17 protein-coding genes are annotated in these 15,267 nt (G+C 63.5%); 2 read left to right on the top strand and 15 right to left on the bottom strand.

Annotated features, from left to right (window positions below; genetic code table 11):
- Positions 1-438 precede the first annotated feature (438 nt).
- A complete protein-coding gene (locus ABHR76_RS04765) occupies positions 439-1,740 on the top strand; it encodes an ATP-binding protein (RefSeq protein ID WP_138113393.1) in 1,302 nt (433 codons plus the stop codon).
- Between the two features lie 145 nt (positions 1,741-1,885).
- On the opposite strand, the gene ABHR76_RS04760 is transcribed toward ABHR76_RS04765, so the two are convergent.
- The 6 genes from ABHR76_RS04760 to larC2 form a co-directional block, all read right to left on the bottom strand.
- Positions 1,886-2,887 (bottom strand): Ppx/GppA phosphatase family protein, encoded by a 1,002-nt coding sequence (locus ABHR76_RS04760; RefSeq protein WP_138113395.1) that lies wholly within the window; start codon positions 2,885-2,887, stop codon positions 1,886-1,888.
- Positions 2,888-2,907: 20 nt separating this feature from the next.
- The gene (locus ABHR76_RS04755; protein ID WP_229107767.1) at positions 2,908-3,669 is read right to left on the bottom strand and encodes a hypothetical protein; all 762 of its coding nucleotides are present in this window, start codon (positions 3,667-3,669) and stop codon (positions 2,908-2,910) included.
- Positions 3,670-3,856: 187 nt separating this feature from the next.
- The gene (gene eno, locus ABHR76_RS04750; RefSeq protein ID WP_138113397.1) at positions 3,857-5,146 is read right to left on the bottom strand and encodes a phosphopyruvate hydratase; all 1,290 of its coding nucleotides are present in this window, start codon (positions 5,144-5,146) and stop codon (positions 3,857-3,859) included.
- 189 nt (positions 5,147-5,335) lie between these two features.
- Entirely contained in the window at positions 5,336-6,196 is an 861-nt protein-coding gene (gene mazG / locus ABHR76_RS04745; RefSeq protein ID WP_138113399.1) for a nucleoside triphosphate pyrophosphohydrolase, read from the bottom strand.
- Positions 6,197-6,198: 2 nt separating this feature from the next.
- On the bottom strand, positions 6,199-6,747 hold the full coding sequence (yfcE, locus tag ABHR76_RS04740) for a phosphodiesterase (protein ID WP_138113401.1): 549 nt from the start codon (positions 6,745-6,747) through the stop codon (positions 6,199-6,201).
- Between the two features lie 55 nt (positions 6,748-6,802).
- Entirely contained in the window at positions 6,803-7,288 is a 486-nt protein-coding gene (gene larC2 / locus ABHR76_RS04735; RefSeq protein ID WP_138113403.1) for a nickel pincer cofactor biosynthesis protein LarC2, read from the bottom strand.
- A 292-nt stretch (positions 7,289-7,580) separates the two neighbouring features.
- Between larC2 and ABHR76_RS04730 the strand changes: the two genes are divergently transcribed.
- Entirely contained in the window at positions 7,581-8,492 is a 912-nt protein-coding gene (locus ABHR76_RS04730; RefSeq protein ID WP_270224944.1) for a PHP domain-containing protein, read from the top strand.
- Between the two features lie 2 nt (positions 8,493-8,494).
- Here the strand turns inward: ABHR76_RS04730 and hisE are convergent, their stop codons facing one another.
- From hisE to hisG, 9 genes are all read right to left on the bottom strand, one after another.
- Positions 8,495-8,812, bottom strand: a complete 318-nt coding sequence (gene hisE / locus ABHR76_RS04725) for a phosphoribosyl-ATP diphosphatase (RefSeq protein ID WP_006235893.1) — start codon at positions 8,810-8,812, stop codon at positions 8,495-8,497.
- Positions 8,813-8,858: 46 nt separating this feature from the next.
- On the bottom strand, positions 8,859-9,188 hold the full coding sequence (gene hisI / locus ABHR76_RS04720; protein ID WP_138113407.1) for a phosphoribosyl-AMP cyclohydrolase: 330 nt from the start codon (positions 9,186-9,188) through the stop codon (positions 8,859-8,861).
- Complete coding sequence (hisF, locus tag ABHR76_RS04715; RefSeq protein ID WP_117654877.1) at positions 9,189-9,971, bottom strand: imidazole glycerol phosphate synthase subunit HisF; 783 nt, start codon at positions 9,969-9,971, stop codon at positions 9,189-9,191.
- A 3-nt stretch (positions 9,972-9,974) separates the two neighbouring features.
- Positions 9,975-10,718, bottom strand: coding sequence for a 1-(5-phosphoribosyl)-5-[(5-phosphoribosylamino)methylideneamino]imidazole-4-carboxamide isomerase (locus ABHR76_RS04710; RefSeq protein WP_138113409.1), 744 nt, complete (start codon positions 10,716-10,718; stop codon positions 9,975-9,977).
- Complete coding sequence (locus ABHR76_RS04705) at positions 10,715-11,416, bottom strand: imidazole glycerol phosphate synthase subunit HisH (protein WP_138113411.1); 702 nt, start codon at positions 11,414-11,416, stop codon at positions 10,715-10,717. Before ABHR76_RS04705 ends, ABHR76_RS04710 begins: the two co-directional genes overlap by 4 nt.
- Positions 11,417-11,496: 80 nt before the next feature.
- A complete protein-coding gene (gene hisB / locus ABHR76_RS04700; protein ID WP_117769952.1) occupies positions 11,497-12,084 on the bottom strand; it encodes an imidazoleglycerol-phosphate dehydratase HisB in 588 nt (195 codons plus the stop codon).
- Positions 12,085-13,200 carry a histidinol-phosphate transaminase gene (gene hisC, locus ABHR76_RS04695; protein ID WP_270224937.1) on the bottom strand — a complete coding sequence of 372 codons (1,116 nt, stop codon included), beginning with the start codon at positions 13,198-13,200 and terminating at the stop codon, positions 12,085-12,087.
- 1 nt (position 13,201) lies between these two features.
- Entirely contained in the window at positions 13,202-14,638 is a 1,437-nt protein-coding gene (gene hisD / locus ABHR76_RS04690; protein ID WP_138113415.1) for a histidinol dehydrogenase, read from the bottom strand.
- 106 nt (positions 14,639-14,744) lie between these two features.
- The coding region (hisG, locus tag ABHR76_RS04685; RefSeq protein ID WP_346976953.1) for an ATP phosphoribosyltransferase at positions 14,745-15,267 on the bottom strand (523 nt) is incomplete at its 5' end.

Below are 15,267 nucleotides of genomic sequence, written 5' to 3'. Positions count from 1 at the left end.
TGGAGCTTTCGAGCCCGTGTCCCCAAGGGATGCGGGCTCGCTTCTTTTAGATGCCGGTGGGACTCGAACCCGCGAGGGGGCGAGCGTTAAGCGGACGCGCAGCGTCCGAAGCCGGTGCGTATTTGCGCAGCAAATGCGCGGACGTCCCACCGCCCCTACCATATGGAGCTTTCGAGCCCGTGTCCCCAAGGGATGCGGGCTCGTTTCTTTTACACGCCGGCGGGGCTCTAAGTTGCGGTGGAATAGTTCCTGTTTTGGCAGTTTATCAGCCCATTTAGGAACTATTCCACCGCAACTTAGGTTGGTATTTACACATTTTCCGATGGAAAAACGTGGCTGTCTCGCACATTTTCCGATGGAAAAACGTGGTTGTCTCGCACATTTTCCGATGGAAACGACCAAATGGCCTTATACTAGCCGAGAGGGTTGGGAGGCAATATGCAGCGACAGCTTATGAGTGAACTTATCGCTTGGAAATCAAGGGCGAATCGCAAACCTCTCTTGCTTAGGGGAGCCCGCCAGACAGGAAAGACTTGGCTTCTTAACGAATTCGCAAGCCAGCAGTATCGAAACGTCATTCGTTTTGACTTTATGCTCGAGCCGAGCACACGCTCGCTGTTCGATGGGGACCTCGACCCCAAGCGCATCATCTCCCAGATAGAACTCCTACGTGGCCAAACCGTAACGCCGGCAGACACGCTCATCATCTTCGACGAGATCCAAGAGGCGCCACGCGGGATCACCTCACTCAAGTACTTCAACGAACTTGCACCCGAATACCACATCGTGGCAGCCGGTTCCTATATGGGCCTCGCGCTCCGACGCGAAAACGAGTCATTTCCCGTCGGCAAAATCGACCAGCTCACCATGCGTCCCATGGGGTTTGCCGAGTTCGTTCGTGCCGTCGACGGCAACCCGCTCGCCGATGCCATCCTTGCCGCAGACATGAACCTTCTGGCAAACGTTACCGAAAAGCTCGAGCGCTTGCTCAAGGAATACCTTGTTGTCGGCGGTATGCCCGAAGTTGTCTCCGCTTTCGCCGAGACACGCGACTTCATCGAAGCCCGAAGGCTTCAGCAGCAAATCATCGAGGCTTACGAATCCGATTTTGGCAAACATGCACCCGCCCGCATCGTCGAGCGCATGAGGTTGGTTTGGAAATCCCTTCCCGGCCAGCTTGCAAAGGAGAACAAGAAGTTTGTCTATGGCGCCCTTCGTCCCGGAGCGCGCGCACGCGATTTCGAGGAAAGCCTCCAGTGGCTCACGGACTACGGAATCGTTCATAAGGTGCCACATGTCTCCGCTCTAAAGGCGCCGCTCTCGAGCTATGAAGACCTCTCGGGCTTCAAACTGTTCTGCATCGACACCGGCATCCTCGGAGCGCTCTCCGGTCTCTCTCCGGCCATCGTTCTTAACGGATCCGCTGTTTTTACCGAGTTCAAAGGTTCGCTGACCGAACAATACGTCGCGCAGGAGCTTTTGCTCCAGGACAAAACTCCCGCGTATTGGTCCTCTACCTCCGGCAATGCCGAAACCGACTTTGCCATCGACCATGCGGGAACCGTGCTTCCGCTTGAGGTCAAGGCAGCAGAGAACCTTAAAGCGAAGAGTCTGAAAATAGCCTGCGAAAAATTCAAACTCGAGCGTTGCGTGAGGAGCTCCCTGGCGGCATATAGAGACGAGGGCATGCTCGTCAATATTCCGCTTTGGGAGATTGGGCAGATCGACAAGCTGGCATAGGCGCTGTGGGGACGCCCCGCAAGGACTGTCCCCAGGTGCCGGCAGAAAAGGAACGTCCCCAGGTGCCGGCTGTTGAGTTGCGGTGGAATAGGGACTGTTTGGTGCCCGAAAGGGCGATTTTAGTCCGTATTTCACCGCAACTTATTTAAAGGGCGCTGAGGCTGGGAGTCCAGCCGATGGTGGGGGTTGTGCCGTCGAGAGTCTCGTTGATGGTGGCGGCCATGCCAGCGAGTAGGCTGTTCTCGCTTACGGTGAGCGTCTTGTAGCCGCCGGCTCGCATGAGCTCGCGAATCACCACGGCGCCGGCCAGAATCACGCCCGCGCGCTTGGACTGCACGCCCGGCAACGCGGCAATGCCTGCAACATCCAACGCAGACATGCGCTCGATAGCGGCCGAAATCTGCTCCATCGAAAGCTCGCGCAGGTGCACAAAGTTCGAGTCGTACGGCTCCAGCTCGTGGACCAGCGCCACCAGCGTAGTCACCGTGCCACCCACCGCGACCAAGCGTTCGGCGCGCTCAAAATCGCTGGGCAGGCCTTCAAAATAGGCGGCGAACTGCTCACCTGCCCACGCGGCAGCGGCAGTAAGCTCGCCGTCCGCAGGCGGCAGCGCCGAGAAAAACCGCTCCGTCACGCGACGGCAACCGATGTCCAGCGAACGCGTTCCCTCCAGCGCAAAGACCCCGCGCTCCGGCGCGTACACGCCCGTCGCAAGCTCCGTGGATCCGCCGCCCGAATCGGCAACAATGATGCGCTCGCCGGCAAAGTCGTGCGCCACGCCAAAAAACGTCAGGCGTGCCTCGACCTCGCCCGGAATCACCTGTGGCTCAAGCCCCAAATCGCGCAGGCCGTCCAGCAGCAGTGCGGCGTTGGACGCATCGCGCGCGGCGCTCGTGCAGGTGGTGCAGATGCACGCGGCCCCAAAGGCACGGGCCTCGTCCACAAACATGCGACACGCAGCGAGCACGCGCTCAACGGCCGCCTCGCAAAAACGACCCGTCGCGTCCACGCCCTCACCCAGGTCGGTAATCTCGGTATGCTTGGACGAGTCCACGATCGCTCCGCCCTCAACCTGGGCCAACACCAGTCGCGACGACACCGTTCCCAGGTCGATCGCGGCCACCTTATGGCGTTTGCAATTTGTCATTGCGGGCTCCCCTCCGGGCGCTATTTGCCGTTGGACACGACCGTCTGGCCCTCGACACCGTTAAACCCAAACAGCATGTCGAGCGCCTGGATGTACCACGGCACGTCCTTACCGACTTCTTCGATTTCCTTGGCAACTTCGCTGGCCTTCTTGGCGTTCGACGACTTCTGGCTCGACGAAGGATCCGAATCGTCGTCCAGGCCCTGCACTTCAATCCTCTTCTCGCCGGGCATCACCAGGCCCAGGTCCTCGGATGCCGCGTCCTTAATGCCCTCCTCCGAAAGCAGCTTGTCGACGCTTTTTTGCAGGTCGTCGTTATATTGCTCGCGAATCTCGACCTGCTTGGCCAAGATGTCGCTCGAGCGTTTTGCCACATACAGGTCACGCACGGGGAAATACAGGCTCACGAGCGCCAGGGCAACGACAATGCCAACAAACAGCCCTCGCTGAGGACCGTGGGTAAAGTCGTAGATTGCTTTGACCACCGCGTTGTCGTTGGCGTAATGCATGAAGTCCGAGCCTGAAAGACGGTTCGAGGGCCTACTCGGCTTTTCATGCGTTTGAGCCGAGGAACGCTGAACATGCGACGAACGTGCCGGGCGCACCGGTCCATCTGCCGAAGTATTCGATTGAGCATTGGGGCGCGAGGTACTTGTCGGGCGCTGCGCGGAGCGGTCGGCACCGGCGTAGGCGGACCCACCGAGCTGCACCGTGCGCGCACGGCGAGGCGACGGCTCACGCGAACCGGCGGAATAGTACCTGTTATCGTAAATCTGATCCATGTGCGCCTTGTGCGGTTGAGGTTTGTTTGCGCTAAGTCCTTTAGTTATAGCACGAGCGCGCGCAACGCCTTCGGCGGCCCTTGCTCGACATAAAAAAGGCGCTGAGTCATATGGCCCAGCGCCCAATGGCGGCCATCAGAAGTGGAACGGAGCCGAGTCAGCCCCGCCCCCCGCGAGCGCCACTTGTTTAGCGAATGTTGTAGAACGCGGCCTTGCCGGCGTAGCGCGCACTGCCCTCGAGCTCGTCCTCGATGCGGATGAGCTGGTTGTACTTGGCGATGCGATCGCTGCGGCACGGGGCGCCCGACTTGATCTGGCCGGCGTTGACGCCCACGACCAGGTCGGCGATCGTGGAGTCCTCGGTCTCGCCGGAGCGGTGACTCACGATGCAGGCGTAGCCGGCCTCCTTGGCGGTCTCGATGGCCTCGAGCGACTCGGTGAGCGTACCGATCTGGTTGACCTTGACCAGGATCGCGTTGGCGGCACCAAGCTCGATGCCCTTCTTGAGGCGCTCGGTGTTGGTGACGAACAGGTCGTCGCCCACCAGCTGCACCTTGTTGCCAATGCGGCGGGTAAGCTCGACCCAGCCGTCCCAGTCCTCCTCGGCCATGCCGTCCTCGATGGAGATGATGGGATAGGTGTCGACGAGCTTCTCCCAGTAATCGACCATCTGGGCGCTCGTGTACTCCACGCCCTCGCCCTTGAGCTCGTACATGCCGGTCTCGGCGTTGTAGAACTCGGTGGACGCCGGGTCCATGGCGTACATGAAGTCGACGCCGGGCTTAAAGCCAGCCTTCTCGACGGCCTTGGTGATGTACTCGAACGGCTCGGCATTGGTCTTAAGGTTGGGGGCAAAGCCGCCCTCGTCGCCCACGCCGCCGCCCAGGCCGGCCTCGTGCAGCACGCCCTTGAGGGTGTGGTAGACCTCGGCGCACCAACGCAGGCCCTCGGCAAAACTCGGGGCGCCCACCGGCATGATCATGAACTCCTGGAAGTCAACGTTATTGTCGGCATGCACGCCGCCGTTGAGAATGTTCATCATGGGCGTGGGCAGCAGATGGGCGTTGACGCCGCCCAGGTACTGGTACAGCGACAGGCCCGCCGACTCGGCAGCGGCGCGGGCGACGGCCAGCGACACGCCCAGGATGGCGTTGGCACCGAGCTTGGTCTTGTTGGGGGTACCGTCCGCGGCAATCAGCGCGGCATCGACGGCGCGCTGGTCGAAGGCGTCGAGACCCACGACGGCGTTAGTGCACTCGTTGTTGACGTGCTCGACGGCCTGCGAAACGCCCTTGCCCAGGTAGCGACCCTTGTCGCCGTCGCGCAGCTCGCAGGCCTCAAAGGCGCCGGTCGAAGCACCCGAAGGCACCATTGCGCGGCCAAAGCTGCCGTCCTCGAGCACGACCTCGACCTCGACGGTGGGATTGCCGCGGCTGTCGAGCACCTCGCGACCGTAGACATCCAAAATATCGCTCATGTTGTCTCCCTCTCACTTGGAAACGTAGTTGATGCAAGCGACTGGCCGACCGTGCACCATCGGTGCGCCTCCGTAAGTTAGCCATGTCGCACTTTTTGCATTATGCCCTAAGTTAGCCGAGGGATACAATTGTTTTTCGAAAAATTTAGCGGGAACGATGAGGCATGTCAGCCCGTCGTTCCCGCAGTCTTACTCCTCCGCCTTTGCGGCATCCCAGAGGTCGTTGAGGCCGTGGGTCGAAAGCTCAGCCAGATCTACATGAGCGTTGGCCGCCATCTGCTCCATCGCGGCCCAACGGCGGCGGAACTTTGCCGTGCTGGCACGAAGGGCACTCTCGGCGTCGATTCCCTCCTTGCGCGCAACGTTGACCAGGGCAAAGAGCAGGTCGCCAAACTCCATCTCGCGCTCGGGCGAGCCGGGAGCCTCGGCCTCAAACTCGGCACGCTCCTCGGCGACCTCGTCCCACACGTCCTGGACCGTCTCCCACTCAAAGCCCACGGCCGCTGCCTTGCGCGACACCTTCTGGGCCTGCATCAGCGCCGGCAGATGCGTGGGCACACCGTCGAGCAGGCCCTCGGGCGCAGCCTCGCCCGCCGCCACGGCCTTGTCCTTGGCGGCCTTCTCGGCAAGCTTGACCTCGTCCCAGATCTTGAGCACCTCGTCGGGGTTATCGGCGTCCGCATCGCCAAACACGTGCGGGTGGCGGCGGATGAGCTTGGCGTCGATATCGCGTGCCACATCGGCCAGCGTAAACTCACCGGCGTCCGCCGCAATCTGCGCATGCAGCACTACCTGCATGAGCACGTCGCCCAACTCCTCACGCAGATGCGCTGCGTCGTCCGCCTCGATGCAATCGAGCGCCTCGTAGGCTTCCTCGATCATGTTCTTGCCGATGCTCTGATGCGTCTGCTCGCGGTCCCACGGGCAGCCGTCGGGCTGACGCAGGCGCCAGATGGTCTGCACCAGATGCTGCAGCTCGGCCGACGCGTCGACCAGCGTGGACAGGTCGCGCGAACCCTCGGCATTTTGCTGAGCCATATGCTGCGCCATGGTTAGTCCTCCTCCATGATCACGTGATGGAACGCACCACCCTCGTAGATGCCGTAGCTGTGCGAGCCGTCCTTGGGGATGCTCACGCTGCCGGGGTTGAAGAGCCACAGGCCCGGGTGCGCGGCGCTTTCCTCGTTAACCTTGATGTGCGTGTGGCCGTAGACGAGCGCGGAGCCCTCGGGCAGCGCGGGCGCGTGGTCGACGCTGTTGTGCATGCCGGCGCCAAAGACGTGGCCGTGCGTCAGGAACAGTTCACGACCGGTCTCGTCGAACAGCGTGGCGTAGTCCGCCATGACGGGGAAGTCGAGCACCATCTGGTCGACCTCGGCGTCGCAGTTGCCGCGCACCGCGATGATGCGGTCGGCCAGGGCGTTGAGCAGCGGAATCACACGCTTGGGGGCGTAGTCGCGCGGAAGGTCGTTGCGCGGGCCGTGGTAGAGCAGGTCGCCCAGCAGAACGATGCGGTCGGGTTGCTCGGACTCGATGGCGGCGCAGAGGCGCTCGGTCCAGTATGCCGAGCCGTGGATGTCGGAGGCGATGAGGTATTTCATGGTGGTCCTTTCGGGAGGGGTTGATGGGGCTGGGCGCGAGATGTCGCCGACCGCGTTACTCAAATCGCAGTGCCGAGGCTTGTGCCGCCTGCATCACGCGCTGGAGCGGCACGTTATGCTCGCGGGCAAGACGGGCGCAGTCCTCGTACTCGGGCGCCGCACGCTCACTGCCGTCGGGCAGGGTGGCTACTTTGACGGCCACCTCGCCCCAAGGCGTCGTCACTTGCTCAAAGCGGCGTGGTAGGCAAACGCGCTCCATAACCTGGCGGCGGATGCCGTTGGTCGTGGTCTCCAAAAAGATAATCGTCTGCAGGCGCTCGATATCCTCGTGGGTGCAGATTACCTGCAGCTGCCAGCCGGGGCGACCTTTCTTGCAATAGAGGGGCAGCCAATGTACCTCGCGCGCACCGGCCTCGCGCAGGCGGTCGGCGGCGAAGGCGAGCACCTCGGGCGACGCGTCGTCGATGTCGCACTCTAGCTTGACGATGGTCTCGGGCGCATCGGTCTCGCGGGACAGCGGAGATGTACTTCCACGTTGCATACGGTCCGGATCCTTTCCGCACGGGCTCGTTTTATTCACCCAAACGCTAGCACATCGGACGTGGCACAGGCGTGACTTTCGTCCGTCGCCGCCCTCGCCCCTATCCAAACATGTACATCAGCCTCCAAACATGTCATTTTATGTCGGTTTTGGAGGCTGACGTACATGTTTTGAGAGCAAGCGAGGCCGCGCCGCGCAGCCTTTCCGATCGATTTCGAGCTCCGGCGTGCGCGGTGTGTTGAGAGCTGCACCATTACAATGGAGCAGATTCGCCGAATGCAAAGGAGTCGCCATGCCCGCCTGCCCGCTGGTCGATTGCCACACCCATACTTCGTTTTCGGACGGCCATGCCTCGTTTGAGGACAACGTTCGCGCTGCTGCCGCCGCCGGCTGCCGCGTTATGGTCTCGACCGACCACCTCACCCTGCCCGCCAGCACGGACGCCAACTGCGAGGTGCAGGTCGTCGAGGGCGACTTGCCGGCACATCGTCTGGCCTTTGAGGACGCCCGCAAACTCGCCGCGCAGATTGCGCCGGAGCTCGAGCTTATCTATGGCTTTGAATGCGATTGGTACGAGGGCTGCGAGCCTTTGGTTGAGCGCTGGTCCGCGGGTGCCATAGTGCGCTTGGGCAGCGTGCACTGGATTGGCGACCCCGGCGATATCATGGCCGGTGCCGCGGGTACGGCGGGAACGGAAAACGTCGCTCGCCCCGATACACCCGATTCCCTTTGCGGTTGGATCGACGACGACACCAACCTGCACGTTTGGGAAAACCTGGGGGTACGCGGCGTGTGGGAGCGCTACGTCGACGACTGGTGCCGCGCTTGCGAAAGCTCACTCAACTTTGACGTGATGGCCCATCCCGACCTGGTCATGCGCTTTTCGAAGGAGGGCTTTGCGCCCGATTTTGACCCGGCGCCGTTTTGGGAGCAGATGGCCGAATGCGCCCACGATACGGGTCGCCGCGTTGAGGTCTCGACGGCTGCGCCGCGCAAGGGGCTCGACGATTACTACCCCGCGACCGGGCTGTTGCGTCGCTTTGCCCATGCCGAGGTGCCGATTACTTTTGGCTCGGACGCGCACCGCGCCTGTGATATTTGCTGGAACATCCGCGAGGCTCAGGCCCACGCCTACGACTGTGGTTATCGAACCTTCGACATCCCCCACCCCACCGGAGAATGGGAATCCATACCCCTCGCCTAAGACTAGTGGCGGCGAGCGTTGAGCTCACCGGCCAGTTCGTCAAGGGTGATACCGTAGCGCTCGAGCGTCACGAGCAGGTGGTAGACCAGGTCGCCGGCCTCGTAGCGAATGTGATCGTGGTCGTTATCCTTACAGGCCATGATGACCTCGCTCGCCTCCTCGGCAAGCTTCTTGAGCAGTTCATCCTCGACGTCGGTCAGCAGACGAGCGGTATAGCTCTCCTGCGGCGACGCGTCGCGACGACCATGAATCACCTCGGCCAGCCCCGTCAGCGTCTCGCCGATATTTCCATCCTGAACATTCGCGGTGCGCACACCCATGGTTCAATCCTTTCTGGTTGGCCAAGCGCTTAGCCGAGCGCCCGCCCTACGCGAGTTTCTTAAAGAAGCAGGTACGGTTGCCGGTATGGCAGGCCGGACCCGGCGAGTCGACCTTGACCAGCAGCGTATCGCTATCGCAGTCGGCCCAGAGCTCCTTGACCTCTTGCATGTTGCCGCTCGTCGCGCCCTTGTTCCAGAGCTCCTGGCGGCTGCGGCTCCAAAACCATGTGGTACCGGTCTTGAGCGTCAGCCCCACCGACTCCTCGTTCATCCAAGCAACCATAAGCACCTCGCTGGTGTCATACTGCTGAACCACACAAGGAATCAGCCCGCAGGCGTCGTATTTGAGCTCGGACGCAGTTGTCACTTGCTCCATTTAAAAATCCAATCTCACGGGGATGCCTTGACTGGCCATATACTCCTTCACCTGGCGAATGCTGAAGGTTCCAAAGTGAAAGACGCTCGCCGCCAGCACGGCGTCGGCTTCGCCCTCGATCACACCCTCGGCAAAATGCTCGAGCGTGCCCACGCCACCACTCGCGATGACGGGGATTGGCACCGCGCGCGCCACGGCACGGGTGAGTGCCAGGTCAAAGCCGGCCTTGGTGCCGTCGCGATCCATGCTGGTCAGCAGGATCTCGCCGGCGCCGCGACGAGCCGCTTCCTCGGCCCACGCCACCGCGTCGATACCCGTAGCGTTGCGGCCGCCCGCCGTAAAGACCTCCCACTTATCGGCGCCCGGCTCCCCGGGCAGCCCCACGCGCTTGGCATCGATCGCCACGACCACGGCCTGGCTGCCAAACGCCGCGGCAGCCTGGCTAATCAGCGACGGGTCGCGCACGGCCGCCGAGTTGAGCGACACCTTGTCGGCACCGGCGGCAACCATGGTGCGCATGCCCGCAAGATCGCGAAAGCCGCCGCCCACGGTATAGGGAATAGCCAGCTCCTCGGCCGCATGCGCCGCCATCTCGATAGTCGTCGCGCGGTTGTCACTCGTGGCGGTAATATCCAGGAAGACGACCTCGTCCGCACCCTCGCGATCGTAGGCACGCGCTAGCTCCACCGGGTCGCCCGCATCGCGCAAGCTCACAAAGTTGACGCCCTTGACCACGCGGCCGTCCTTAACATCCAGACAGGGAATTACGCGTTTGGTAAGCATGGGCTACTCCTCCCCTCGGGCGGCGGCCAGCGCCTGGGCCAGCGTAAAGTTGCCCTCGTAGAGCGCACGACCGGTAATGGCGCCCTCGATGGCATCCTCGCCCACCGCGGCAAGCGCGCGGATATCGTCGAGTGTCGAGATACCGCCCGAAGCCACAACGGGAAAGCCCGCGACCTCGGCCACATGGCGATATGCCGCCACGTCGATGCCCGTCTGCATGCCATCGCGCGCGATATCGGTATAGACCAAGTGTTTAAAGCCCAGCTCGGTGAGCTGCGCCACGGCGTCGTCGAGTGCCACGCCCGCGCCGTCACGCCAGCCGTTCACCTTGACCTGACCGTCGCGCGCGGCGATGTCTGCCACCAACAGCTCGCTAAAGCCGCGAGCCACCACCTCGGCAAATCCCGGCTCGGTCACGAGCACCGTGCCGAGTGCGATGCGACGCGCGCCGTAGCCGGCCAGCTCGTCGATCCGCGCGAGCGAGCGGACGCCGCCGCCCACGTCCACGGACAGACCGTCGACGCTGCAGATGGCCTTAATCGCTGCCGAGTTGGCAGCGCACGCGTCCTCGTCCTCGCCAAAGGCAGCGGACAGGTCGACGACGTGCACCCAGCTCGCACCCTGCTCGGCAAAGGAGCCGGCAACGGCCACGGGGTCGTCGGAATATACCTTGCAGCGGCTCCGGTCGCCGCGCTCCAGGCGCACGACCTTGCCGCCGATCAAATCGATTGCGGGAAACAGAATCATCGGCCGGCCCCCTCGACGATGCTCACGAAGTTCTTAAGAATGCGCTGACCCAGCGCAGAGGATTTCTCGGGATGGAACTGGCAGCCCCACACGTTGCCGTGGCGCACGATGCACGGGAAGCTCCGCGTGTAGTGCGTGCGTGCCAGAACATCGGCGGCATCGGCATCGTCGGCCACCGCATAGCTGTGGGTGAAGTACATATTGGCGCCCTCGGCAAAACCGGCGAGCAGCGGATCGGCCGCACCGGCAGGCGTCATGTGCACCTGGTCCCACCCCACGTGCGGCACCTTCAGGCGGCTCGACTCCAGACGCGCGCACGAACCGCGCATAATACCCAGGCCATCGACCCAGGGGCCACCGGCCTGCTCGGGGGTGTTGCCGTCGGCAACTGCGCCCTCGTCCGCAGGCACGCCCTCGTTGCCGCGCTCAAAAAATAATTGAAGGCCCAGGCAGATGCCGAGCAGCGGAGTTCCAGCGGCAACGGCGTCGAGCACGGCCGCCTCCTCGCCGCTCTGGCGCATAAAGGCGATCGCGTCATAGAACGCGCCCACGCCCGGGATGACCAGGCCGTCGGCGTTGCGAATCTGCTCCGGGTCGTCCGATGTGCAGGCGGCGGCACCGGCGCGCGCAAGCCCGCGCACGACGCTCGACAAGTTGCCCTTGTGGTAGTCGACCACCACGATCTTCGGTTCGCCCACGCGACCCTCCCTTTTCCCATCATCCAAAACCACCACAAAGGGGACAGGCACCTTCGTGGTGGTTTTTACCCTTGTGGCGGTTACAGTGAACCCTTGGTGCTGGGGATGCCCTGCACGCGAGGGTCCAGCTCACAGGCTTGGCGCATCGTGCGGCCCACGGCCTTAAAGGCGGCCTCGATAATGTGATGCGAGTTGCCGCCCGCCAGTTCGCGCACGTGCAGAGTGAGCTTGGCGTCGCGCGCAAAGGCGTAGAAGAACTCGACGGCCAGCTCGGTATCGAAGCTGCCCACACGCTCAGTCGGTACGGGCAGCTCGCAGTAGGCCTGCCCACGGCCCGAAATATCAACGGCAGCCATCACAAGCGTCTCGTCCATGGCGATCGCCGCGTCGGCAAAGCGCGTAATGCCCACCTTGTCGCCCAGCGCCTGGCGAAACGCCTCGCCCAGCACAATACCCGTGTCCTCGACGGTGTGATGCGCATCGACCTCGACGTCGCCCACCGCGTGCACCGTCAGATCGAACAGACCATGGCGGCCAAAAGCGTTGAGCATGTGGTCGAAAAACGGCACGCCGGTCGAGATATCGCACACGCCAGATCCGTCCAGGTCGAGCTTTACGACAATGTCGGTCTCGCCCGTCTTGCGGGTTACCTCGGCATAGCGGTCCATCTACATCTCCTCCTTCACCAGCGCGGCAAACGCTGCCAGCACCTCGTCGTTTTCCTGCGGGGTGCCCACGGTAATGCGCAGGCAGTCCGCGAGCCCCGGCGCGTAGCTAAAGTCGCGCACCAAAATCGAATACTCGTCGCGCAGACGCTCGCGCACGCGCGTGGCATGCGGCGTGCGCACGAGCACAAAGTTCGCCGCGCTCGGCCACGCCTCCACGGGCAGACCCTCGGCAGCCATTGCGCGTAGGGCGCACAGCTCGCGCTCGCGCTCAGATGCAACCTGTGCCACCACGGGTGCGTACGCATCGCGGGCACGTACGCAGGCAAGCGCGGCGGCCTGGCTTAGCACGTTAACCGAGTAGATCTGCCGAATCGCCGCAAACACATCGATGACCTCGGGCGCCGCGATCACATAGCCCAGACGCGTGCCGGCGGCGCCAAACGCCTTGGACAGCGTATGCAGAATCACCAGGTTGGGATGCTCGGCGATAAGCCCCTGCGCCGTGGTGGCCGCGCCAAACGAATCGTCGGCAAACTCCACGTAGGCCTCGTCGACCATCACCATGCCGGGGCAGGCATCGCACAGAGCCGCAACAAAGTCGAGCGGCGCCACGTCACCCGTGGGATTGTTGGGCGAGGTCACGATCGCCAGATTGCACTCGGGAGCCGCCGCAAGCACCGCCGCCTGGTCGAGCTCAAAGGTCGCCGGGTCGCGCCACACGTCGCGCACCTCGGTCTGGCACAGAGACGCAAAGAACGCATACTCGCTAAAGCACGGCGGGCAGTTGAGCAGGGTCCGCCCCGCGCCGCCAAACGCCAGCAAGTAGTTATAGAGCAGCTCGTCACCGCCGTTGCCCACGCAGATATTCTCGCGCGTCACGCCATGCCAAGCAGCAAGCTCATCGCGCAGGTCGTTGGACATGGGGTCGGGATAACGGTTGAGCGGCGTGGCAGCCAGGGCTGCATCAATCGCCTCGCGCACGCCGGCCGGCACGGGATAGGTGTTCTCGTTGGCCGAAAGGTTGATGCGCGTGGGCGTAAAGTTGGGATCATAGGGCTCAATGCCGGCCAGGTAGGGCTGGACGAGCTCCTTCATGCGCGGCGTGAGTTCGGCCATGTTAGGCCTCCTCGCCGGTCGCGCCAACGCCATCCGCGCCCGCAGCCGCCAGGTCAACGCCCTCGGCAACCGTCGCCACGGCGTCACCCGGCCAAGCGACCTTGGTCAGGTCGGCCGCGGCCAGAGACTCGGCACTCACGGCATCCTCGCCCTGCTCCAGCACACGGCGACGCAGGGCGGCGGATAGCGCGTGCGCCCACAGGCCCTCGGCCTCGGCCAGACGCTGTGTGGCGGGAGCGTCGGAGAGCAGGCCCTCGGGCGTATAGCAAATGACGCTCGAGCGCTTAACGAACTCTTCGACCGAAAGCGGGTTGGAGAACATGGCCGTGCCGCCGGTCGGCAGCGTGTGGTTGGGGCCGGCAACATAATCGCCGAGCGGCTCGGAGCTCCAGGCGCCCACAAAGATGGCGCCGGCGTTGCGAATGCCGCCGAGCAGGCCCATCGCGTCCTTGCAGTGCAGCTCAAGGTGCTCGGGCGCCACGGTGTTCACGGCCTCGACGGCGGCAGCCATGTCGGCGGCCACCACGATGGTGCCTTCGTTATCGAGCGAGGCGCGTGTGATCTCGGCACGCGGGGACTGCGCTACCAGAATGTCGATACCAGCCTCGACCTCGCGCGCAAACTGCTCGTCGCAGGTCACCAGATAGCAGGCTGCCAGCGGATCGTGCTCGGCCTGGGCCATCAGGTCGGCCGCGACCACCATGGGCTTGGCCGTGGCATCGGCAAGTACGCAGACCTCGGAAGGGCCAGCGACCATATCGATTCCCACGTCGCCCGAGACAATCTGCTTGGCCGCGGCGACAAAGGCGTTGCCCGGGCCGGTGATCTTGTCGACGCGCGGAATGGTCTCGGTGCCGTACGCCAGCGCGGCCACGGCCTGAGCGCCGCCCACCATATAGATCTCGTCCACGCCGCCGAGCTTGGCAGCCGCGAGCGTATAGGGGCTGATCAGGCCATCTTTTTGCGGAGGAGTCACCATGACCACGCGCTTGACGCCGGCAACCTTGGCGGGAATGGCATTCATGAGCACCGTGGAGGGATATTGCGCGCGACCGCCCGGCACGTAGATGCCGGCCGCCGCGAGCGGGGTCACCTTAACGCCGAGCATCGTGCCATCTGCGCGCGTGGTAAACCAGCTCTGCTCGACCTCGCGCTGGTGGAACTCGCGAATCTGGCGCGCGGCCTTCTCGAGCGCCGCGACAAACGCGGGGTCGAGGTCTTCGAGCGCGGCATCGATCTGCTCCTGCGGCAGGCGGAAGCTCTGCAGCTCAACACCGTCAAAGCGCTGACAGTAATCGCGCACTGCGGCATCGCCGTTGGCGCGCACGTTGGCCACGATATCGCGGGCGGCGTCGACGATGTTTTGCGGCAGCACGCCCTTGCGGTTGAGCTGGTTGGTAACGAGGCGCTCACCGGGAGCAAGCTTGATGGTCTTCATATCGGTATCCCCTATCGGTCGAGGTTGCGTTTGAAAAAACGAGAGACCGGGCGGCGGCGCCAATCGGCCCGCAGCCCAGACGTTGGGACGCCCGTGCGTGCTCGCGCTATTGTGCCGAGCCCGCGACGGGCTCAAAATGCTTGTCCTTCACGGCCGCGGCCAGGCGATCTGCCAGGTTGCGCACGCGCGGATCCAGGCGAGCGGCACCCGGGTTGACAAAGAAGCGGGCCGTGCAGTCCATAATGCGACCAGTAATAACCAGGTCGTTGTCGCGTAGCGTGGCACCCGTGGCGGTAACGTCCACGATGCGATCGGTCATGCCGACGATGGGGCCCAGCTCGATGTTACCGTGCAGCGAGACGATATCGGCATTCACGCCGCGCTCGGCATACCAGGCACTCGCGATGCGCGGGTACTTGGTGGCCACACGAAGCGACCCGCGGCGGGCGTAGTTGCGCTCGGCCTGGCCGGCGCGCCATGCAGGCTCCGCCTCGATAAACGTGCACAGGCCGTAGCCCAGATCGACCAGCTGCAGCAGGTTGAGGTCGGCCTCGATAAGCGAGTCCCAACCGCAGATGCCGCAGTCGGCGCCGCCGCAGCCCACAAAGGCGGGCGCATCGCTGGGACGC

This window comes from Collinsella aerofaciens, assembly GCF_039752985.1.
GTDB lineage: Bacteria > Actinomycetota > Coriobacteriia > Coriobacteriales > Coriobacteriaceae > Collinsella > Collinsella aerofaciens_BT.
This window is presented reverse-complemented; position numbering and strand designations above follow the sequence as displayed.

What these genes read in the sequence shown, in the direction of transcription:
- ABHR76_RS04765 (WP_138113393.1), top strand. Translation starts at nt 439, where the DNA reads ATGCAGCGACAGCTTATGAGTGAACTTATCGCTTGGAAATCAAGGGCG.
- ABHR76_RS04760 (WP_138113395.1), bottom strand. Translation starts at nt 2,887, where the DNA reads ATGACAAATTGCAAACGCCATAAGGTGGCCGCGATCGACCTGGGAACG.
- ABHR76_RS04755 (WP_229107767.1), bottom strand. Translation starts at nt 3,669, where the DNA reads ATGGATCAGATTTACGATAACAGGTACTATTCCGCCGGTTCGCGTGAG.
- eno (WP_138113397.1), bottom strand. Translation starts at nt 5,146, where the DNA reads ATGAGCGATATTTTGGATGTCTACGGTCGCGAGGTGCTCGACAGCCGC.
- mazG (WP_138113399.1), bottom strand. Translation starts at nt 6,196, where the DNA reads ATGGCGCAGCATATGGCTCAGCAAAATGCCGAGGGTTCGCGCGACCTG.
- yfcE (WP_138113401.1), bottom strand. Translation starts at nt 6,747, where the DNA reads ATGAAATACCTCATCGCCTCCGACATCCACGGCTCGGCATACTGGACC.
- larC2 (WP_138113403.1), bottom strand. Translation starts at nt 7,288, where the DNA reads ATGCAACGTGGAAGTACATCTCCGCTGTCCCGCGAGACCGATGCGCCC.
- ABHR76_RS04730 (WP_270224944.1), top strand. Translation starts at nt 7,581, where the DNA reads ATGCCCGCCTGCCCGCTGGTCGATTGCCACACCCATACTTCGTTTTCG.
- hisE (WP_006235893.1), bottom strand. Translation starts at nt 8,812, where the DNA reads ATGGGTGTGCGCACCGCGAATGTTCAGGATGGAAATATCGGCGAGACG.
- hisI (WP_138113407.1), bottom strand. Translation starts at nt 9,188, where the DNA reads ATGGAGCAAGTGACAACTGCGTCCGAGCTCAAATACGACGCCTGCGGG.
- hisF (WP_117654877.1), bottom strand. Translation starts at nt 9,971, where the DNA reads ATGCTTACCAAACGCGTAATTCCCTGTCTGGATGTTAAGGACGGCCGC.
- ABHR76_RS04710 (WP_138113409.1), bottom strand. Translation starts at nt 10,718, where the DNA reads ATGATTCTGTTTCCCGCAATCGATTTGATCGGCGGCAAGGTCGTGCGC.
- hisB (WP_117769952.1), bottom strand. Translation starts at nt 12,084, where the DNA reads ATGGACCGCTATGCCGAGGTAACCCGCAAGACGGGCGAGACCGACATT.
- hisC (WP_270224937.1), bottom strand. Translation starts at nt 13,200, where the DNA reads ATGGCCGAACTCACGCCGCGCATGAAGGAGCTCGTCCAGCCCTACCTG.
- hisD (WP_138113415.1), bottom strand. Translation starts at nt 14,638, where the DNA reads ATGAAGACCATCAAGCTTGCTCCCGGTGAGCGCCTCGTTACCAACCAG.